This is a genomic window from Thalassoglobus polymorphus, from assembly GCF_007744255.1.
GTDB classification, from domain to species: domain Bacteria; phylum Planctomycetota; class Planctomycetia; order Planctomycetales; family Planctomycetaceae; genus Thalassoglobus; species Thalassoglobus polymorphus.
The window spans coordinates 678497-699026 of the sequence record NZ_CP036267.1 but is presented as its reverse complement, the minus strand read 5'-3'; the positions used below and the strand labels follow the sequence as shown (position 1 = coordinate 699026).

Here is a 20530-nt window from a genome sequence, read left to right as displayed (position 1 = left end):
AAAATCGAACAAAACCGGAAACTTGTGGAATGGTCTCTTTTCTCACTGTTTGAGTGAGCAAATCCAGATATCAGGATCAGTTCCAGCAATCGACGCGAGAATAGAAGCCAATGCCGAAGGACTCTGGACTATGGCTCCGAACCGCTCGACAAGTTGAACATCACACTTCTACTCATGTTCAACGCTCAAACATTGGAGAAAAATCCTTGAAGGAAGGAGTTTTCTTCAGCCTTTGAGCGATAATTCCAAGACTCTGCAGCCATTCGAAGTCTCTTCACCTGTCAAAGTTTCTTTCCGCACAACATCGGTCAACTCCCATGACATGACGCCAAGTCCTGACAAAAAGTTCGACTTCATCGAGAATTTATCAAAACCGAGCCAGGAACTCACCTCGGACTCTGCTCGTGGCGGCACCGATCAGCAAATTCTTGTTCTTCGGGACATGATTGATTTCTCGCCCCAACGGTTGTGAGGTTCTCCCGACTGTCTAAAATGGAGGTGACGAACAAAACTATGCCGCAAGCAGCGTCAGCTGTGTCAGAGAGCCCACAAGGGTTGACGTGCACATAATCAGAGTGCGGTTTTGTTTCGATGTTCTCTCATCCAAAGCCTGATCAAACAATGGAGCATAACATGGCTTACACTCTCCCCGACCTCCCCTACGCTGCCGATGCACTCGAACCGAACATCGATGCCAAAACGATGGAAATCCATCACGGCAAGCACCACGCTGGCTACGTCGCAAAGCTGAATGCTGCTCTGGAAGGTCATGACGATCTCGCAGCGAAGTCCATCGAAGACCTGATGAGAGGTCTTTCCAGTGTTCCAGAAGCGATCCGTGGAGCTGTTCGCAACAACGGTGGTGGACATGCCAACCACTCTCTGTTCTGGACCATTCTCTGCCCCAAGGGTGGCGGCGATCCATCCGGTGAACTCGCAGACGCCATCAACGCCACATTCGGCAGCCTGGACAAATTCAAAGAAGAATTTGCCAACGCCGCCGCCACACGCTTCGGCAGTGGCTGGGCCTGGCTCTCAGTCGATGGCGGAAAGCTCGTCGTCGAAAGCACACCAAACCAGGACACTCCCCTCTCCGAAGGTCGAACACCAATCCTCGGCCTCGACGTTTGGGAACACGCCTACTACCTGCACTACCAAAACCGTCGTCCCGACTACATCGCCGCATTCTGGAATGCCGTCAACTGGGACGAAGTCGCCAAACGCTTCGCCGCTGCGAAGTAAGCAAAGAAGCTGAAAAAAAATGAACAGAAACGGCCCGGTCTCAACGAGAGCCCGGGCCGCTTTTTCATTTATAGAATCAACAGACAATCCAAATGTGGTAGGCTGTCAGAGTGTAAAAGTGAAAGCTGAACTGGCAAACAGAACGCAATGAACAGTCATGCAGAGCCAACTGAAAATTTACGACCAAAGACGCACGCATCAAACTCAAATCACTGTTCCAATACAAAGCGACATTGAGCGGAAGGCATTGCAGCAGGGTCTACTACGCGAACCATGATGATCCTTCTCCAAAAATTCTGATTCTATTTTTTCTAAACAACTCCCGGTGTTCACATCCCCTGCACATCGGACGTTCAATATTTCCGAACGTAAGAAAACTCAACTCGGCCCGCACAGCGGCCCCTACTTGGCTGAATACTTTCCGCCGAGCGAGGAGGAAGATTTTACCATGAGAACACTTCGTCGTTTTCTTGTCATGTCAAGAACTAGAAAATTCCGCATTTATGCCACGTCTCCTTTAGAGGCTGCTTCATATGCATTAAGAAGTTGGGCAACAGCATATTCGCTTCCCAGAAAACCGATTGAAGTGTTTCTTGACAGTGATCAAATCTATGGTCACTTTCATAATAATGACTGCCTGAATCTCGTTCTTACAGTCGAACCTCGAAAGTTTCCAAAATTAGTCAGATCATGTGAACAAAACATAAAGCGAATGATAGAAAGTGGGATGAATCTGTCAGCTCCAATCGAAACGATCTCTGAGTCACTACAGCACAACCAATTCCCCACACTATTCGAATGTGAATCGATGTGCGCATACATCAGACAAATATTTTCTAGTTTTATGTTTTCTCTTTACCAAAACTTCCCCGCGTATTCACGACTAATCCCAACACTACGTGCAATGGAAGTTGACCCTGAATATTTCAAAATAATAAGGGAGCTAAGAAAAATATTCTGCTATACCGTTGAAAATTTTATCGATCGATGGGGTGAAGCCACGTGGGATCATTTCCAGTCGGAAGTAGAGAATCTCAATGAGAAAAACGTTTTTGGGTTTTCAGATTTACGAAAACGCAGTCGTCAAAACGTAGCATTGAAAAATGAATTCATAGTAATCTGGGACTCGTTAGCAAATATACTCGATGGAACGTCAAACTTTGACGAGAACTTTGCGTATTCGGTAGATACAGAGCTTCACCCTCCAGATGCGGAAGCTGTTATTTACCGGTGTAATTTTAACATCGACTCAGTGCCCCACTTCTACATTGGGAGAAGTCGTTGCTCAACACTTCGAATTTGGGGTCATATCCGTAAAGCAAATCAAGCTACATATAGCCCAGTTGGATCTCCCTTTCAAAGATTGCTTGGGCAATCCGATCAATTAAAATCTTCTAGAGATTGGCACCTCTCCTCATATAATACTTCACCGGGCAAGATCTGCTTAATATTCTCCTCAGATCAATTGTTACAGTGCTTCTCTTCGATTGAGAAATGCCGTGCGAACGTCGAGATCGAGCGAGAAGAGTATTGGATCAATTCGACGAAAGCACGGAATCGCACGCTTGGTGGCTGCAATATCCGTTAAGTAATCGTAAGTTGGGTGAAGCGAATGAGAGTTTGCTTTGGTTACTGGAAACCGTTGGAATTGTTTCTGACAACTCTGTTTCAATTGGAGATTCGCGTAACCCAACAAAGCTGAGAACGATCGTCGTTCACTCGAAATGTTGCAGCTCCTTCCGAGGCGGGGTGGCCTTGTTTAGAACGGATGGCGTGCCACGGCCTCTGCGAGCCGTGCGAGAGTAGATGCAACATCCTACGATACGATAACGTCCAGCAAGAGCGGTCACTCCGCACCGCACGGTTGGCACAACCGTGGCACGAAAGATTCATCATTACCAGGACCACCCTGCCTATGCGGACCATGATGCTCCTTCTCCAATAATTCTGATGTCATTCATGATCTTCGACTCGAGTTGTTCACATCCCCAGTACATCGGACGTTCGATATTCCCAGACGGAAGCAAACTCTGTTTGGCCTGCGGAGCGGTCCCTACTTGGCTAAGAAAGATAGTACGCTCGCTAGGAGCCTCTTCTTACTTTCAAAAGTCATTGGTGACTTCACCTCCATGGTTCGTTCCAAGTGCCCGCCAGACTTCCAGGGCAATTGAGTCACTAATAAATCGGCTTGATGCGTCTCCAAAGACGACATTGACACCTCCAGCGTGATAGCTTCTGGCAGTCATTGCGCCTTGAGCCATCGTGTGATGATTCCAGCTGTCAAAACAATCTGGCAGTTTGGAATTTGGTGTCATCACATGGTTGTAAGCAGTATGCGTATATCCTTGAGGGAGCCAAGACCAACCCAAATATGAAGCGTGCTCCGAGACATCTTTCACCAGCGTACAGTTGGCAATTGCGTCTGCTGGTCGATGACTGTATCCACCAGATTTCGCGACATCACGCGAAGGTATAAATACGCTTGAATCACCATCGCCAACCAATCTCTCGCTAAAGAAAACAGTATTGGAGAGTCCATCAAGGATTTTTCCAGGTTGGTTTGCACTGCGTAAACCGCCCCACAGCCCTTGCTCTTCCAATTTGCCCGGAAGAGGCTTTCCCCAAGACCAGGTTGCATGGATTCCAGTAGTTGTCCCGTAGTTCGTTCTGAAACTTGTCCCCCCTGAAGGGACATCATCAGACGGACATACAAACGCCAGGACATTGGTTTTGATAACTTCCGAGTTCACTTTTGAAGTCGGAGGCTCCCCCATGCTTGGCATACTCTCAGGGTTAATTGAATCATGGAGTGGCTGCTGATCCAGGTAAGGTAGTAGCTGAGCTAATACAGAATCGTTTCTCATTGGCCCTTGATAGCCGGGATCTGATGCCCAAAAAACAGGATATCTTCTACGAGATGCGTAAAAGGATTCAGTCGCGATTCCGATTTGACGAAGCCGCGACATACACTGAAGCTTTCGAGAGCTATCTCGAACATTCATCACTCCTGGTATGGCAATGGACAGAATCAGAGTGAGTATCCCAAGAACAACCAGAACCTCAACAATCGTAAACGCAGCCCTGGTTGTTCTTCGAGATTTATAATTCATTAGAATGGTCCCCAATCACCATCTGGGTCGTCACTGAAGTTCCTCACGGATAGTGGGGAACTTCAGCAATTGCCGCATGCGTTTAAGTCTGGGTCATTTTTAACTTACATGCAGTCAAAGAAATCTCCCGATTCTATCTCCATTGATAACGTAAGAATTGTCAAGATGATCGCAACAATTCATGTTGTCCATAATTGCTTAGCCAGCTAACTTTTCCTTTCTCAAAGTGAAATGCTAGCCACGCTTCAACGACATCAGTGAAGCGACGACGAGCATGATAAACCCACCTGTCATAAGAACTATCAGCATCATATTCTTTTTCTTTGGAGTGGCGTCGAACGTCGATTGACTCGACTTCGCAATTTTATTTTTCTGCCTTTGGGCCTCCAAAGCAGCTTCTCGCCTTTCTGATGATTTCCCGTCAGGTTGAGGTTTGTTTCGCTCCCCGCTGGCGATGACCTCTTCGATGTTGTCCATAGAAATGGTCCGATAGCCAGAAGGAATCTTGGGCCGAAACAAGGATTGACTCAAAGATGTATTGATCTCCACACTTTGTGTTTGAATTGTCTGAACAAGTTCATGCGAATGTGCTTCTAATTTCGCAAGGCCAGGGAACGATATCTGCAAACTTCCAACTGGAACTCGGATGAATTCTTCAATGATATAAACCATGTTTCCATCACCGCCGTAATCGATCTGCTGGGGCAGGTAACCATGTTTTGGATTGAACCAGATTTTCAGCGGGACATCATCTGCTTCCTTGACTCCGGGGTAATTTAAATGGACTTCCCAACAAGTATCCCCTTCGATTTTGGTTTTTCCTGCAAGCTTCAATGGCTGTGAGCGAAGTAAGTCATTTAAACTCAAGAATCTCTTTTGCAAGTCCCCAGAATTAAAGTACACCCCCAAGCAGCTAAGTGGTGTTAGATGGTGATTCAAACCATGAGTGCCATCGATCTGGCTGTACTTTCTAACTTCCCTTAATTTGTGGTCAATTTTGTAAAGAAATTCTCCATCCCCAGAGAACCAACGTGGGCCTGAATGGGAGCCAGGACCGACTGACCCTTCTACACTGCTTTTATGATGTTTGTTGCCTTCTACCGCGAGGACAAATGGAAATTCTCCTCCATAATTGAAGTTGTCATTGTCGCGAGACGACTCAGTTCGGATCGAATACTCACACTTCACGTTTCGAATCGATGTAATTGTATGAGCGTAACCTGCACGAATAATCGTAAGAGTCTCAGCATCATCTGAGATTGCCTTCTGTGGAGTCAGAAGAGTTGCGAAGAGAGACAGTGAAATACTGACTTTGGCAAAAAGAAGTTTTGACACTTGAACTGGCCCTCATCTACAATTGATCCGAACCTCACTGTGTACAATTTTTTTATAACAAACGACACCGCAGTTCGTCAAATAAAATCTCTACGAACTCAAGACCGGCCTGTAGATATCGGTTAGAAATGCTTGCGCTGAAAGGGTGTGTTGAAGTCATCAAAGAAGCTGAATAAAAAATGAACAGAAACGGCCCGGTCTCAATGAGAGACCAGGCCGTTTTTTCATTTATAGAAGCAACTGACAAACCAAGCATGCTCGACTGTCAGAGTGCGAGATTGAAAGCTGAACACTGTCCGCCGAGCTACTTGGCTCCGGTTAATTTCAGAGTCATCGTTTTTCGAGCATACAGAAGGACGAGTTCATCTATCATTGTGCTTCGAGTTCTCGCTGGGCTCGTTCTTCGTTTTCAACCTGTCGAGCATCTTCAGCGATTTGAGCCTCTGGTGTTGTCTCTGATGAGGTTGAGCTTCCTGAACATCCTGCAAAGAGCGCCAAAGCAAAGGTGAATGTCAGGGTGAATCTTGTAATGGATTTGTTCTTCATGAATCGAGATAGAATAAAAGGATTTAGGAAAGGTACTTACCGTACCACTTCGCAGGTGACGAAGTGATGCGATAAGCAATCAAAGTTTCATGAGAGTATTTTCAATGCCTCGTTTGCCCGTGATGAAGCGTTTCATCAGTGAGACCCTTCACAGCTACGAGGCAGAACCTGTACACCAATTCGAAACTTGCTCTAGAAGTCGCTCACCACTTCTCCATCATTCCGGACGCAAACCCGTCGGAACACTTCGGCGTCCAAGTTGAATGACATCGTGCGTACTGAGCCGTCACCGAGAACCCCTTGGAAAACACCAGGGTGAATTGAACCAAATCGAGAACTCCAGTGAGTTGGCGGTTCGGCCGGATGATCATAATCCGACATTGGATGAGTCGCGGGACCTCCGGCACGAACTTGATCCTGATCCCAACCAGAGTTGACCCATGGTTCATTATCCCCACCGGAACCACCGAAGTTGAGCGGATTTGTTTGTTTCTCCGCGACAAGCAGCGTGTTGGAAGTTCCGTCTAGCAAGTCGGCCATTCGGACAGGTCTAGCTGTGTTACAACCACGTCGATTCATCGCTCCGTTATACGCAGTCAGTGCATCACCAGCATTTCCAGCGTAGTCAGCTTTAGCACTAGAGCCATACACCCCCGGTGCTCTTCGGCTAGGGCAGTTGAAGGTCGCGACACCTGTTTGATAGATCACATTGTCGTCGGGTTCGTTGTACAGATTTGACTGTTCAATCTGTGGCAAGATCTGATACATCCAGTTCCAATGTGCTCGACTATTCGCGTTACAGCAGTCGTTGCATGAGTTTCCAGCGAAGGTCCCCGGAGTTGTCCCTCTGGCGTCATTTCCTCCATCAGGGAACATTTTGTAAACATCGTGATAGTTGTGGAAGGCAAGTCCGATCTGTTTGAGATTGTTTTTACATTGAGTTCTGCGGGCGGCTTCTCGGGCTTGTTGAACGGCAGGCAAAAGCAACGCGACTAAAATCGCTATGATCGCAATGACCACCAATAGCTCGATCAGTGTGAAACCTTTTTTCCGTGGCATTTGGCGAGGAGATGTTGGTGAACTGGGATGATGGGTAGGCATCGTTTCCTCAATAAAAATGGAGCGAGATTCAAGCGGAACAACGCTGCTGCGTTGCGTGATGCGAGGGATTCTATTCACCCCGATTAAGGACTTATTAAGAACATGTGAAAACAACAGAATGAAGCAGAGGCCAGACTTTTCCACCTGACGAGCCGTGAATTTTGACGTACAGAGACTCGATATCCTCGAACGGAATTGGTTTCAAAGCATGGAAACCGGTTATACTTCTGACAGAGAAATCGACTGGGCATTTCTCATGGCAGTGTGATTGAGAGTATTTTCAATGCTTGTTGTACCCATGAAGATCATTTGCAGGACTTCACAGAACGCTCGCTGAGTGGCCCGACCGACTTCTTCGGTTGGATTGTGTGGCACGCCCAGCCTGCAGCAGGTGCGTGGCACGACCCAGAACGGAACGGAGTGGAGTGATGGGCGTGGCGAGTACGAAGTAGAGACTCAATCATCGACAAGGTCTCGAATCAAATGAGAGTTCACGACTCAAATAACGACAAGGCGTATTTTCGCAAACAGCGTCGCCGATACGATCAGCGGGGTACCAGAACGGCTTACTCGGATTGTTTGAATTTGCCCCCATACCAGAGGCGCAGGGGGGAGAAAATTTGAACAGCGATTTGGTGGGTTACGTCCTCGTCATACCTTCGATCGACGAACTCCGACCAGCTGAGACAGCAGTTGATTGGGAATGGTCGAGTGCTCGCTGGTACGCAGGAGAAGAAGACGTCCCGTTGCAAATGGACAGACAGAACGTTACCAACCATGGAAGAATGAGAGTCTACACGAAATTCGCCACGCCCATCCTTGCGCTACGCTCCAGTCTGAGCGTGCCACACAACGCCGTTAACCGTTTTGGGTTTGTTTGATTTTTCGTGCGGTTTGGATTTGTCCGGGGGGGGGCTTTGTTGATCTTTGATTTGCTGGCGGGGCGTCTTGTTTCTTTCGGGGGAACCCACTACTGGTTTTGTCATGTCGTTTGTACTCATCCAGTAACGAAGTAGGGTAGCGACTGAATCGACAATATTTGTGGATGACCACAGCATTTGATATCCTCATTCCATCCTGATGAATGACAGGGAGACTTTTCTGAAATTGGTGCCATGGTGTTCATCATCAAGCAATTTCGTAGAAATAGGGAAAGTATCAATGCATGATGACCCTGGAGCCGAACTTGCACCTCTGAATTATTGGGCGATAACAATCTTGGGATGGACATGTGCTGTCGCCGCACCCTTTTTGTTAGTTATGACTTCCTGGTGGCATTATCGGGCTACAGCCTCGGAGTCATGGCCCAGCGTTCCCGGATTTCTCACGTCTGTGGAGGTCACAAAATCGAACACTTTCGTGAAACGTCAAGGATTAAAAAAAGTACAGACTGTTTCCGTGCGTTACAGCTATGAAGTCGATGGCAAGCTTTTTGAGGCAGAGAAAATTAATGTCAATCGTGCCGAGTACCGAACAGCAGCTGGAAAGGGCTACGGTTTCAAGAGAACTAACGATGTCAGAAACCCGATGGCAGTGACAGTTTACTACAATCCTTCGAATCCTGCAGACGCTGCTTTAACCCCCGGGAAAACCTCGAAAGAGACTTTCTTCTTCTACATTACCCTCATTGTGTTGATACTTGCGCCCGTGAGCTTGTACATCCTCAGAGATGAATACAAATGGGCGGTGAAAACTCACCCCCCCGAGAAGAAGCCAAAATCAAAACGTACTTCAAGGCAGTGACGTAGCGACTGAAGTTCCCCACGGATAGTGGGGAACTTCAGTATTGAAATTACTCCAGAACTGATCCTAAAACTTGAAATTGCTCTCTCAAACAATGAGGAAAGCGGCTATTCCAAAGGTTTTCGAACTGGTTCTAGTATTAAGTTTCTCTTGATTCGTCATTGCGATTCGGTAACAATCGCATTAATACCGGTCAATGCGAGCGGGTTAGAGTTTTCTGATATCTGTCCTTCTTTGTCGGTGTGTGAATTATTGTGATTTCCCAGAGCGCGACTATCAATCACTCCCAATTTCCATCTGTGTATCATTCTCGCCTACGCAGAGGAGTTGTGGTTTTAGAGACGATACTCGTCTTGCCCATCTTGTTCATCTGCCTGCTCGCAATTATCGAGTTCGGGATTCTCTTTCAGGTGAGTCAGCAGGTCTCGTTCGCCAGTCGAGTCGGGGTCAAGCTCGCTGCTGAATCAAGTCGAACATCGGCAGAGAATCCGTGGCTGGAAAATTTCAATGATGAGTCAGCGATGCCGGGACCTCCATTTGGAGAGTCTTTGAAAGAACGAGTCGATGAGCTACTTGCCAACGGCAGCTTAAGCGAATCATGTCAGGTCATCATGGAACACAATGTCGCGGGAGTCATGAATACCGTGCAGGTCTATCCTGCTGTGGCTCCGGCGGGCTGCGTTTGTGAGCCACAAGGAGGAGGATTACCTTTAACAAATGAACACGTTCGAGTGACCGTTTGTGTTCCCTTTTCTGGCAATGTACCGAATTTGCTCGCAACGTTTGGTTTAGATCTGTCTGACGTAACGATTTCACACTCGACGGTTTTTCGATATGAGCGGCCAGCGATTCCGTCGGGATTTGTCTGGTCAGTCGGCACTGATGCGAGCGATTCTCTAAACATCCGTCCCGCAATTCTTAACGAAATCTCAGCAGGTCCCGCCTGGTCGGAGCAGACAACTCCCGGAACATACACCGGCACTCATTCTGCTGTTGATTTTGTTGATAACATGAATGGCTGGGCAGTCGGTACTGGAGAATTCGGTGATCCGTTAATGCCGGATGTCTTGCCAGTCGTTGTCAGAACGATAGACGGCGGAGCAAGCTGGACGCTTCAAACATTTCCTGATGATGGAGCTCTTGTCGATGTTGATTTCCTTGATTCAATGGTCGGGTTTGCGATCGGGTCGGAAGTCGGATCATTATTCCCGCTCGTGATGAGAACAACAACTGGCGGAGACATGTGGGATACGCGTAACAACGTTGGTGCAGCTGGTGGTGTTCTGAATGCTGTCGATTTTGTTGATTCAAGTAATGGATGGTTTGTTGGTACCAACGCTGGGAATGCGTACGTTCTTTCATCCGCAGACGGAGCAGGAAGCTTCACTGATGTTTCACCTGTAGGAGTAGTTGGTGTTCTGAATGATGTCGACTTTATAGACACAACTACAGGTTGGGCAGTTGGGTCTGATGGAGCTGTTCCAACGATTATTAAAACCACAACTGGTGGAGTAGGTGTTGGAGCCTGGGTCTCACAGCCGCTACCTGCATTACCATCGCCAATTCTCGCGGGATCACTGCTTTCAGTTGATTTTGTTGATGCCATGAACGGTTGGGCTGTCGGTCAAGAGGTTTCAGGCCTGAATACTGTCACCTTAATTCTTTCGACATCGGATGGAGGTGCAACCTGGGCTCGGCAGACGCACCCAGTATCAGTAGGAACTTTGAATTCCGTTGATTTCATTGATGCGAATACCGGCTACGCCGTTGGCACAAACAATCTCAGTGCTCCACTTGTCGCACCTTACATTTTGAAGACAATTAATGGTGGAGCAAGTTGGGAAATTCAAACACCTCCGACTCCATTGGGAACTCTGCTGGATGTGAGTTATGGTCCTCAAGCAGATGAATAATTCCAATTGCGGGTTGAAAGTGACGCTCTCCCCTAGGAAGCACATATGAGAAAATGCATTAGAAGCGGCGACCTGTTTGTCTCTGACATCAAAGATCGTAGTGGAGTTGCAGTCCTCTGGTTCATTGGTTTGCTGCCCGTATTGATCGTCATGTTCGGTGTGATGGTAGACACCACACGACTATGGACAGGCCGAGTGGAACTTGAAAACGCCATAGAGGCTGCCGCATTAAGTGGTGTGCAGACTTGGGGGACGGGCGCGAATTCCGCCGTCGGGCGGGCATCCACACGAGACGATTCGCTGACGACAGGTGCTGCCAACTTAATCGTTGGTCAAGATGCTATGAATCCGTATGATGCAACGCCAGTCATACTTTTGCGGAACGAAAATATCGGCGGTGGAGATGCCAATGATAATGATGACCTCGCTGGGGAATTAATTCTTGGCACAGTCTCTGTTGATGGAAATGATGAGTTCATTTTTTGTTCAAACACCTCGCCTGGTGTCGGTCAAGCTCACGCAATACGAGTTCAAAAAACTGCGACAATCAATAGCGCCTGGGCGGACCTCTTCGGAATCAACGTCGGGCCGTATTCGATTCAGGCAAGTGCGGTCGCGGCCTATTTCAACGGACAGCCCAGAATTGTGCATGTCGCAACTTACTCAGATTCTTGCCCTTGAGGCCACCCCGCAGTGAAAGCCAGCAGGAGAGCCCCCAATATTGTTCGGCACTTTTTTGCAGTGTGCTATGTGCTATCGAGGCAACCTGTTTGAGACCTTTCCAGGGTTCGAAAGTCTAAAAAGGCAGACTGTCACCCGTCACCCGTCACCCGTCACCCGTCGTGAGTATGTTGCCCAGCCCCCCAGTGCGATACCAGTGTTAGAGCAGTTTGCTCTACCGCATGCCCGTGAAGAACGCGTTTCGTTAGAACCAGTCCGAAAACCTCTGGAATAGCCACTTTCCTCAACGTTTGAGAGGGCAATTGCACGTTTCAGGACCGGTTCCAATGAAATTGCTGTTCGCCACGAGGCAGACCCTGAAAACCAATTCGAAAGATGCTCTAAGGAACCGAGCACATTTGCCATTGTGGCAAGTGATCGCAGGATGCTATTCAAACTCCTGCCAACGCCCTTCGCCCTCCCTAATCGGTCGATTGGAGTCCTGACTCCCGTTACAGGTCCGCACAAATCAATCGGTCTGGGGTATCGAAGACTGGCATCGCTTGCCAGTGGTCTTTGAATCTCTCTGTAGCAGATTGGCTTCAGCGTTTGCTCTCGTCGCGATCTGGCGGTGCAGCGTCGGTGGTGAAATTGAGTGAATACAGGGCTGCGTTTTTGATTCTGATTTCAAGGACCACTTCTTCGCCCTCGCTGTTTCCGATGTGATCTTCGCCATTCCACCGAACTACATGATTCTGTCGGTTGCCGCTCACGGCATCCGACCAGCCTTTAAGGTCAGTGCCATCACCCACCCGAATAAGCTTCACACGGATGTAGCCATTCGCTTTGACATCGGCATTCAGCGTGAGCTGGTTGCCACGGTAAACGACTGCTTTGGTAATGACGGTGTCTTCCGTTCCGTCCGTGTCTTCCAGTGCGGCAAATCCATCCATCCGCCATTTCGCGATCCCGATTTGGTGATCCCGCTCTCCTTCGGAAGGATTACGATTGTGAACATGATTGGCGCCTACATAGTGCAACCAGATTTCGTCTGTGGCGGCGCCGGCGGTTTCAGCTTTGGGTACTTCTGTCGGGGCGTTTGCTGTATGGACCATCCCTGAATCCCATGAACCGACCGGGCCGCGAGGCAAGATGGGTGTTCTGGTCGGCCTTTGCCATGGCCCGTTGATATCTCGTGTGTAAACGAGCATGACGTTGACGGGGCCGTAGTGCCAGAAGCCGTCACTTGTCCCGTCTCCGCCCTTGCTGACAGGACCGTTATGGCCGTCAATGCTGAACAGCCAACTGAAGCCAATCACACTGCCGTCTTCCTGCGGATACATTCCCAGACCATAGTTCTCCGCCCGCAGTGTTCCCGGTTCGACAGATTCATCCTCTCTATCTGCAAGTTCATGGCGGGGAGTCACTCGTGGAAAAGGCATGTCCTGGATGGTGGCGAGGCTGCCGGAGTACCGATGCTGACAGAACTTCCGCTGCCAGTCGTTCGGACCGAATAACTGTTCCCGGTGGGCGACCTTGAAATGGAAGATGTAGTCATCGCGGTACGGATCAAACACTGCGAGACAAATATCAAAATTGTGCGGCGCTGGAGCGTTCGTGCCTGACTGAATGATGCGGGCGTGGTCAGCGTGCAGTCCACGAGGAGCCCGCTTCCAATCGTGAATTCCATCTGACGAATGGTACACGACATAGCGAACATCACCCTCAATGCAATATAGGTAGTATCCGTCGTCTTCACGAAAGATACTGGGCGTATCTAAAAACGTTTCTTTACCAATCAGAACAATGTTATTGTTGCCGCCGTGATGCGGGTAAATCCCGAGATTTGGTTTCGTCCAAGTGATGCCGTCAGTGGAAGTCGCATAACAGATGATCCGTTCGCCCATCGGACTTGCTGCACGGTACCACATTTTCCAGGAGTTCATTGCCTCCCGCCGCACAGTCGGGTAAGCGAGAGATCGTTTCGTCTCCCAGCCGGTGCTCGCTGAAACTAGCGGCTGCGTTTTAACCGCCTGTTTGAAGACACGCTGTGCACCACCGAGCGAATCAATAATGCGATCATCGATAAAGAGCTGCTTTGCCCCGCCAATGTATTCTGCACCGAGACTGAAACGGGAGAAGACGACGATCGAAGCGACAATCAGCCAGAAGGATCTTTCGGGAATCATGTGAGGCACCAGCATCGGACTCAGGTATGGGAGGCGGGCCGCGATTGTAACAGTTTGCGTCGGCAATGTCGCAACCAAGCTCGCCCCGAGACGGGGCTCTGATCGGCTCGCCGGATGAAACTTCGAATCAGAAGTTTGGCCACATCGACCTTCAAAACCGAAGCGAGTTGGCCACCCAGCGTCGCCTCTTCGAGTGGTCAAACGGCAGATGATTCGAAGTTTATTGAAACGACAGAGGGATACAGGCGTTGTCTACTTGACGTGCTTGAAGTCAGAGATATCCAAACGCATGATGGACTCGTTGTGCCTGCCGATTAGTTTCATCCACACGACAGGACTCGATTCGTCGCTTGGCCTGCAGCTATCAATATAACAAGGTCGTGACAAAGCCAGTCTCAAATCGTTCGGCATCGAAGTTCGGATTGCCTGAGGCGAAGCGGTCGTAGTTGAGGACTAGCGAAGTCGAAATGTGGTCGGACCATCGATACCGCAAACGTGAGCTGAGTCGATACGCCAATTCGTCTCGGTCGCCTCCACTAGCGTAATCCGGGTACGCTCGGAATCCGATATTTCCTGAAGGAATAAAGTCGAGATTCTCCCGCAGGCGGATCGTGGCATCAGCGTGAACTTTGGCACCAAAGTATCGGTAGTTATCTCCTTCGGTATTGATCCATTCCAAGTCAGGTCCAAGGCTCCATGTTGGCAGCCATGTCAGGCTCGTGCGAAAGAAACGGCTCATCCCGAAAGTTAGGCCGAATCCATCCAGAGAGTCTTGTGAAGGATTTGCCACTGGTGCATCAAAAGTCGAATAGCTCGGTGTGACATACCAGTACAACGCATCGAGACTTGGAAGTATCGTTGTGATGGACGCAGTCGCAGAGTGCCTTAGCCCAATCTTCTCACCGTCAAAAAAATCATGAGACTGTGTATATTCAAATCGTTGAATATGAGTCGCGCCCCACCACTCCAGATCTCTTTCTAAGAATGCTCCTGGCTGAAAACTCGAAAGATTGAACGCCTTAAAGTTTTCCTCATTGAGTGTAAAGTACCCCCGAAACAAAGGCCCCGTTCGCCACTTTTCTCCCTGATAGGCGATCCACTCTGCTTCAGGTGCTAGAAAGCCCTGGAAACTTTTAGCATCAATGCTGCTAAGTTGGCGGCTAATTGGGGCTAATGTTACATTCGTGTTGTAAAGCACGCCCGTTTCAAGGAAGAATCGGAATCGATCGTCATCGGTTTGAACAACTGGATTCAGCTCGCGATTTCGACGCTCTAGATTTTCTGATTCATCGAATCGCTGTATTTGATAGTCGGTTTGCAGGATTTCTTCCGGTGTAAGCACTTCATAAACCGCGTTGATGGCTTCGCTGGATTGTTGTGGTTCAGGGATACCGAGTTCGCGTAATTGCTTTGCGTAGTCACTTTCCGGGGCAATCTCGTAAACTTTCTGAAAATATGAAAATGCTGCCTGTTGACCTTCTTCATCGGCAATAACCTGCCCATAGTCGAACAAAGCAGCTGCAGAATACGGGTCATTGTCCAGTGACTTTTGAAAGGCCTGCTTGGCACCGGCGATGTCGCCGCGTTTTTGGTAGACCCGCCCCAGTAACCTCCAACTGTCTGCATGAGACGGATTTTCATCGAGACGTTTGAGGAGATATGCCTCAATCGGATCTCCACTTTCACTGGCATTCAGCGTTGGCAACCACAGGGTTCCTGCAATTAGCAGTAACGCGAGCGGCAAACAGATGTTGGGACTCTGGTCCACCTTGGCTCCATAGTGATCTGAAATATTGGTAGAGAACGTTTGTTTCAGCCCAGTTTAAATTCATCTGTTCCTGTTTTCTCGCTTCTGATACTGTCTTCGATCAAGATAAAGAGAGCGAATCGTTTGGGCAATACGAGCTTTCTGCGACATCCAGATACGCCAAAAGCGACAAGAATGGCTGAAAGTCTGAATTTCGGAAATTTTCAAATCATCAGAAAAGGAATTCAATTGATGAAGAAGATGTCTCATACAACAGGACTCATTTTAGTCTTCGGTCTGGCAGCGACACTTGGATCGCAGGCTGAAGCTCAGTTGGGGTTACAAGCAAATCAAAGTGCCCGCGTCGCTGCAAATGTGACTGAGCGAGTACGTACTCAAGTTCAACAGCAAGTTCAGGCACAAGTCCAATCACAAGTGCAGCAGCAGGTTCAGGCTCAGATTCAAGGACAAGTTCAGCAACAGGTTCAAACTCAAGTCCAGCAGCAATTGCAAACTCAATTGCAACAACAAGTTCAGGCAGCAACGCAAGAACGAGTTCAGGCTCAAAATCAACAACGGGTGCAAACCGGAACTCAATTACGGTTGGACTCCAATTTGGGGCTCGGTCTGGGAGTCGGAGCTCAAACAAACACCCAAATGCGCACAGAGACTGGTGCTGGGAAGGGTGTTGCAGGAGGTCTTTTAGCCCGTCAAAACATGAGAGCGGATGGTGCTGCCGTACTCTCTCTCAACCGACCCGGGATTCCAGTAATTGTCAACGCCCAGGAAATGACACATCTCGACGTGGTCTTTGGGAAGTACAACCCATTTAAACAGCAAGTCGCAGCAGAAAGTAACTTGTCAGGAGGATTGAGCGCAGCAACATCGGCTCCCGCCTCCGCTGCGCAGTCGACACGAAATTCAACTGAAGCTTCCGCCGCAGAACAAGGAAATGACGTCGAAGCTCGCCGTCAAAATGGTGTCGGACTCATCTTCCGCAGCCAGGCTGATCTGGATGCCTCAATCAATACAGCTGTTCGTAAGCGTCGTGCGGAAATTGCATCTGTGCGTGACCGTGCATTAGCTGAAGGCAACGCTGCCCTGTTGGCTCAGGCCGATCAAAATGAGCAGATGCTGGAAGCGTTTTCGTCAGTCGAAGCACGTGCTCAAGCTCAGGCGAAAGCTGCGATTCAGAATTCAGCCCGTCCCCAAACTCCACCGGGAGCGATCATTCGAACGAATGCAGAAGCTCAGGCACAAGGAGGAACCGTAGTTCCCGCCCGTGGTCAACGTCCAAATCGCCCTGCCTCCCCAGATGCAACGTCGAGCAACTAACAGTCGCCTCATTGAATTGAGACTGCGACAGTCTGACAATTCAGATTAATTGTGACCTATTAACTATTAAACCCGCTGACCGGAACCTCTCCAGTCAACGGGTTTTTGATTTTGAGGTACAATCTCGCTGGGTAGCCTGACCGACCTGTTCGGTTGGATTGTGTGGCACGCCCAGACTGTAGCGGGTGCGTGGCACGACCCAGAACGGAGTGGATTGATGGGCGTGGCGAGTACGAAGTAGAGACTCAATCATCGACAAGGTCTCGAATCAAATGAGAGTTCACGACTCAAATAACGACAAGGCGTATTTTCGCAAACAGCGTCGCCGATACGATCAGCGGGGTACCATAACGGCTTACTCGGATTGTTTGAATTTGCCCCCCATACCAGAGGCGCAGGGGGGAGAAAATTTGAACAGCGACTTGGTGGGTTACGTCCTCGTCTTACCTTGTTCAAATGATATGATTTCCTTCATAAGTAAGTTGCGAATCCCACCATTAACATCGATCGACGAACTCCACCCACCCGAACAGCTGAGACAGCAGTTGATTGGGAATGGTCGAGTGCTCGCTAGTATGCAGGAGAAGAAGACGTCCCGCTGCAAATGGACGGAACATTACCAACCATGGGAGAATGAGAGTCAACACGGAATTCGCCACGCCCATCCTTGCGCTACGCTCCAGTCTGAGCGTGCCACACAACGCCGTGGCCGGAATTGGTTTCAAAGCATGGAAACCGGTTATACTTCTGGCTGAGAAATCGACTGGGCATTTTTCATGGCAGCGCTTGAGGGTATTTTCAATGCTTGTTGTACCGTGAGCCTCTTTTTTATGATTTCACAGACCGCTTGCCACGAGGCAGAACCTGAACTCCGACTCGAAAGAGGCTCTAATTAGGGATGGGTAATTGATCTCTCTCAATCAATTTGCTTCAGCTGTTCAGGACTTGGGGATTCTCTCCAAGCATGAACTTGATGCCATGCTTCTCACCATCAGGCAATCGGCCCCTCGCGATGCTCTCAAGACGCTCGCACGCAAACTCGTTCGAAGTGAAGTCTTGACCACCTTCCAGGCAAATCAAATTCTCTCCGGGAAGGCAAAGTCACTGATTTTAGGGAACTGTTTGATTCTCGATCAACTCGGGAAAGGGGGAATGGGGACAGTCTATAAGGCACGTCACATCCGCATGGATCGGATTGTTGCCGTCAAGGTGATTTCTCCGGAGTTCACCAAAAACTCAAGCCTACTTGCAAGATTTCAAAAGGAAGTCAAGTTAGCTGCCAAGTTGGATCATCCAAATGTCGTTGCCGCATACGATGCAGGTGAAGCTCTTGGAATTCACTACCTGGTGATGCAATTTGTCGAAGGAAAAGACTTAGCTGCAGTTCTCAAACAGACCGGTCCGGTCTCAGTTTCATTTGCATTGCAGGCCGTAAAACAGATTTCCGCAGGGCTAGAGTACGCTCATTCGAGAGGAGTGATTCATCGAGATATCAAGCCTGCAAATCTTTTGCTCGACGAAAGTGGGAACGTCAAGATTTTAGACATGGGGCTGGCTCGGTTCACTCGAGAAACGATGCAGGGTGATGCCGAAGAGTTGACCCAAAGTGGCGTGATGATGGGAACCGCAGCTTACATGGCTCCTGAACAATCGCTGAACTGTAAAGCGGCAGACGAACGGAGCGACATCTACAGCTTGGGGTGTGTTCTCTATCACCTACTTACCGGGAAAACAATGTATCGTTGCGAGACATATTTGGAAACAGCGATTGCCCATCGAGAGAAACCCGTCCCGCTACTCTCGTCTCCGTTCAGTGAGATTTCCGAAGGACTGCAACAGCTCTATAACAAAATGGTCTGCAAGGAACCTGATGAGCGGTTTCAGGATATGTCTTCATTAAGGAACGAGTTGGATGACCTTCTGAATAGTGAGTCCATGGGCGAGAAAAAGAAAATCGCCACCGACGATCTCGAGTTACAATCGTTCATCAATGAACTGAGCATCGTGAACACGCCGACGCGGGTTTGGCCATTGTCTGCCACGACCCACGACAATAACAACAACCGGACGATGACCTCAGCCCCACCTGTTGCAGATGACAAGAAGAGACCAGCGACATCTCCTCCGCATTCTGGCACGTTTCGAAATCTTGCCCGCAAATTACTGGGAATAAAAGCGATCGGGAGCATCGCCGGCTGCCTGTTGTTAATACTAATCTCTGTTTTTGTCCTTGGAGGGTCTCGAAAGGGAGAGCCGCTTTTTTTAGTCGTTCAGGTTGCGGATGATCAATTCTTATCAAGCATTCGTGGTCAGCTTTTAACCTTACGCAATGTCGACACAAATGCTCTTCAGAAAATCGAATTGACTCACTCAAGCCTGAAGTTTCAGAATCTGAAATCAGGAACCTACGAGTTGAGTGCAAAAGCAGATTCAGGACTGCGAGTTGATCCTGAAAAATTTTCGTTACAGGAGGGACAGACCCAGAAGGTGAAAATCTGGTGGGAAATGCCTGCGATCGAGTCCACTTCGACAGTCTGGGGAAGCTTCCCGAAAGACGCGCCAGCTCCGAGTCGAATTCCTTTCAGTGCAGATGAAGCGAGAACGTCTCAGCAAAAGTGGGCAACCTACCTGAAGATTCCCGTCGAGTTTAAAAATTCAGCGGGGATCAAGATGCGACTGATTCCACCTGGAGAATTTATCCAGGGAATTTCAGAAGGAGATGCGAATTTCTATGAAAACGAAGCTGCCAGGCTCTCGCTGGAAGAATTTCTTGGACCTGAAATACAAGAACGTGTTTCGGCTCATCGGGTCTGTTTGACTCACGCGTTTTACATTTCAGCAACAGAAATAACCCAACAACAGTTTGAGACTGTCTCCGGATTCAACCCGTCAGCATTCAGTGCAACCGGAGCAAAACGAGATCAGGTACAGGACATGCAAACTGATTCATTTCCTGTCGATACAACATGGTACCAAGCGGTTGAGTTCTGCTCGAAACTGAACAAGCTGGAAGGCAAGAAATCGCCGTATTTGGACTTCGATCTCATTCCAGAAATTGATGGATACCGCCTGCCGACAGAGGCTGAGTGGGAGTTTGCTTGTCGGGCAGGAACGAAAGATCGGTGGTGGTGGGGCAATCGCGCTATCGATTTCATCGACCAGGAATGGAACGGGGTCAACAGTGGTACCCAACCACACGAAGTCGCTACTGCCAAACCGAATCAATTTGGTTTGTACGACATGTATGGCAATTACTGGGAATGGTGTCATGACTGGTCCGAACCGTTCAAGACACAGTTCTGGGACGAATGCACCACAAATCCTACAGGTCCGACTGTTGGAGAGAGCCGCGTCACTAAAGGAGGTTCATTTCATACTTCTGTTCAGGTCGGAAGTTCAGACTATCGGGGACACTCCCCACCCGACCGAGCTGATGGAGAAATCGGATTTCGAATCGTTCTTCCTGTGACAATAGCACCGTAGAAGCGTGGGGCTGTATCAAAATTCTTTTGAAACCTGAGTGGTCATCTTCAGAGTGTTGTCTACAAAAAGAGCAGTGAACGTTTTGAACGTTTCACTCATCGCCAAATTGGCTCCCTTCCCCTTTTA

At 48.9% G+C, this 20530-nt stretch carries 14 protein-coding genes; 8 read left to right on the top strand and 6 right to left on the bottom strand.

The features are described from left to right. Window positions 1-633 precede the first annotated feature (633 nt). Window positions 634-1242: a superoxide dismutase gene (locus Mal48_RS02705; protein ID WP_145195855.1), complete on the top strand. Its 609-nt coding sequence runs from the start codon at window positions 634-636 to the stop codon at window positions 1240-1242. A 904-nt stretch (window positions 1243-2146) separates the two neighbouring features. Then, window positions 2147-2830 (top strand): hypothetical protein, encoded by a 684-nt coding sequence (locus Mal48_RS23480; protein ID WP_231739871.1) that lies wholly within the window; start codon window positions 2147-2149, stop codon window positions 2828-2830. Between the two features lie 514 nt (window positions 2831-3344). On the opposite strand, the gene Mal48_RS02695 is transcribed toward Mal48_RS23480, so the two are convergent. From Mal48_RS02695 to Mal48_RS02685, 4 genes are all read right to left on the bottom strand, one after another. Further along, on the bottom strand, window positions 3345-4352 hold the full coding sequence (locus Mal48_RS02695) for a DUF1559 family PulG-like putative transporter (protein ID WP_145195851.1): 1008 nt from the start codon (window positions 4350-4352) through the stop codon (window positions 3345-3347). A 234-nt stretch (window positions 4353-4586) separates the two neighbouring features. Then, a complete protein-coding gene (locus tag Mal48_RS02690; RefSeq protein ID WP_145195849.1) occupies window positions 4587-5687 on the bottom strand; it encodes a hypothetical protein in 1101 nt (366 codons plus the stop codon). A 369-nt stretch (window positions 5688-6056) separates the two neighbouring features. Next, window positions 6057-6233, bottom strand: coding sequence for a hypothetical protein (locus Mal48_RS23080; protein ID WP_197441985.1), 177 nt, complete (start codon window positions 6231-6233; stop codon window positions 6057-6059). A 192-nt stretch (window positions 6234-6425) separates the two neighbouring features. Then, on the bottom strand, window positions 6426-7334 hold the full coding sequence (locus Mal48_RS02685) for a DUF1559 domain-containing protein (RefSeq protein WP_315850675.1): 909 nt from the start codon (window positions 7332-7334) through the stop codon (window positions 6426-6428). Between the two features lie 620 nt (window positions 7335-7954). On the opposite strand from Mal48_RS02685, the gene Mal48_RS02680 reads away from it, so the two are divergent. From Mal48_RS02680 to Mal48_RS02665, 4 genes are all read left to right on the top strand, one after another. Continuing rightward, window positions 7955-8215 (top strand): hypothetical protein, encoded by a 261-nt coding sequence (locus tag Mal48_RS02680; protein ID WP_145195847.1) that lies wholly within the window; start codon window positions 7955-7957, stop codon window positions 8213-8215. A 280-nt stretch (window positions 8216-8495) separates the two neighbouring features. Then, window positions 8496-9077 (top strand): DUF3592 domain-containing protein, encoded by a 582-nt coding sequence (locus Mal48_RS02675; RefSeq protein ID WP_197441984.1) that lies wholly within the window; start codon window positions 8496-8498, stop codon window positions 9075-9077. A gap of 254 nt (window positions 9078-9331) precedes the next feature. Then, on the top strand, window positions 9332-10990 hold the full coding sequence (locus tag Mal48_RS02670; protein ID WP_315850674.1) for a TadE/TadG family type IV pilus assembly protein: 1659 nt from the start codon (window positions 9332-9334) through the stop codon (window positions 10988-10990). A 45-nt stretch (window positions 10991-11035) separates the two neighbouring features. Continuing rightward, window positions 11036-11671, top strand: a complete 636-nt coding sequence (locus Mal48_RS02665; RefSeq protein WP_145195841.1) for a TadE/TadG family type IV pilus assembly protein — start codon at window positions 11036-11038, stop codon at window positions 11669-11671. A gap of 581 nt (window positions 11672-12252) precedes the next feature. Here the strand turns inward: Mal48_RS02665 and Mal48_RS02660 are convergent. Next, complete coding sequence (locus tag Mal48_RS02660) at window positions 12253-13839, bottom strand: glycoside hydrolase family protein (RefSeq protein ID WP_145195840.1); 1587 nt, start codon at window positions 13837-13839, stop codon at window positions 12253-12255. A 364-nt stretch (window positions 13840-14203) separates the two neighbouring features. Next, a complete protein-coding gene (locus tag Mal48_RS23945; RefSeq protein ID WP_145195837.1) occupies window positions 14204-15607 on the bottom strand; it encodes a tetratricopeptide repeat protein in 1404 nt (467 codons plus the stop codon). A 231-nt stretch (window positions 15608-15838) separates the two neighbouring features. Between Mal48_RS23945 and Mal48_RS02645 the strand changes: the two genes are divergently transcribed. Beyond that, window positions 15839-16921, top strand: a complete 1083-nt coding sequence (locus Mal48_RS02645; RefSeq protein WP_145195835.1) for a hypothetical protein — start codon at window positions 15839-15841, stop codon at window positions 16919-16921. Between the two features lie 906 nt (window positions 16922-17827). After that, window positions 17828-20404: a bifunctional serine/threonine-protein kinase/formylglycine-generating enzyme family protein gene (locus Mal48_RS02640; protein WP_145195833.1), complete on the top strand. Its 2577-nt coding sequence runs from the start codon at window positions 17828-17830 to the stop codon at window positions 20402-20404. Window positions 20405-20530 lie beyond the last annotated feature (126 nt).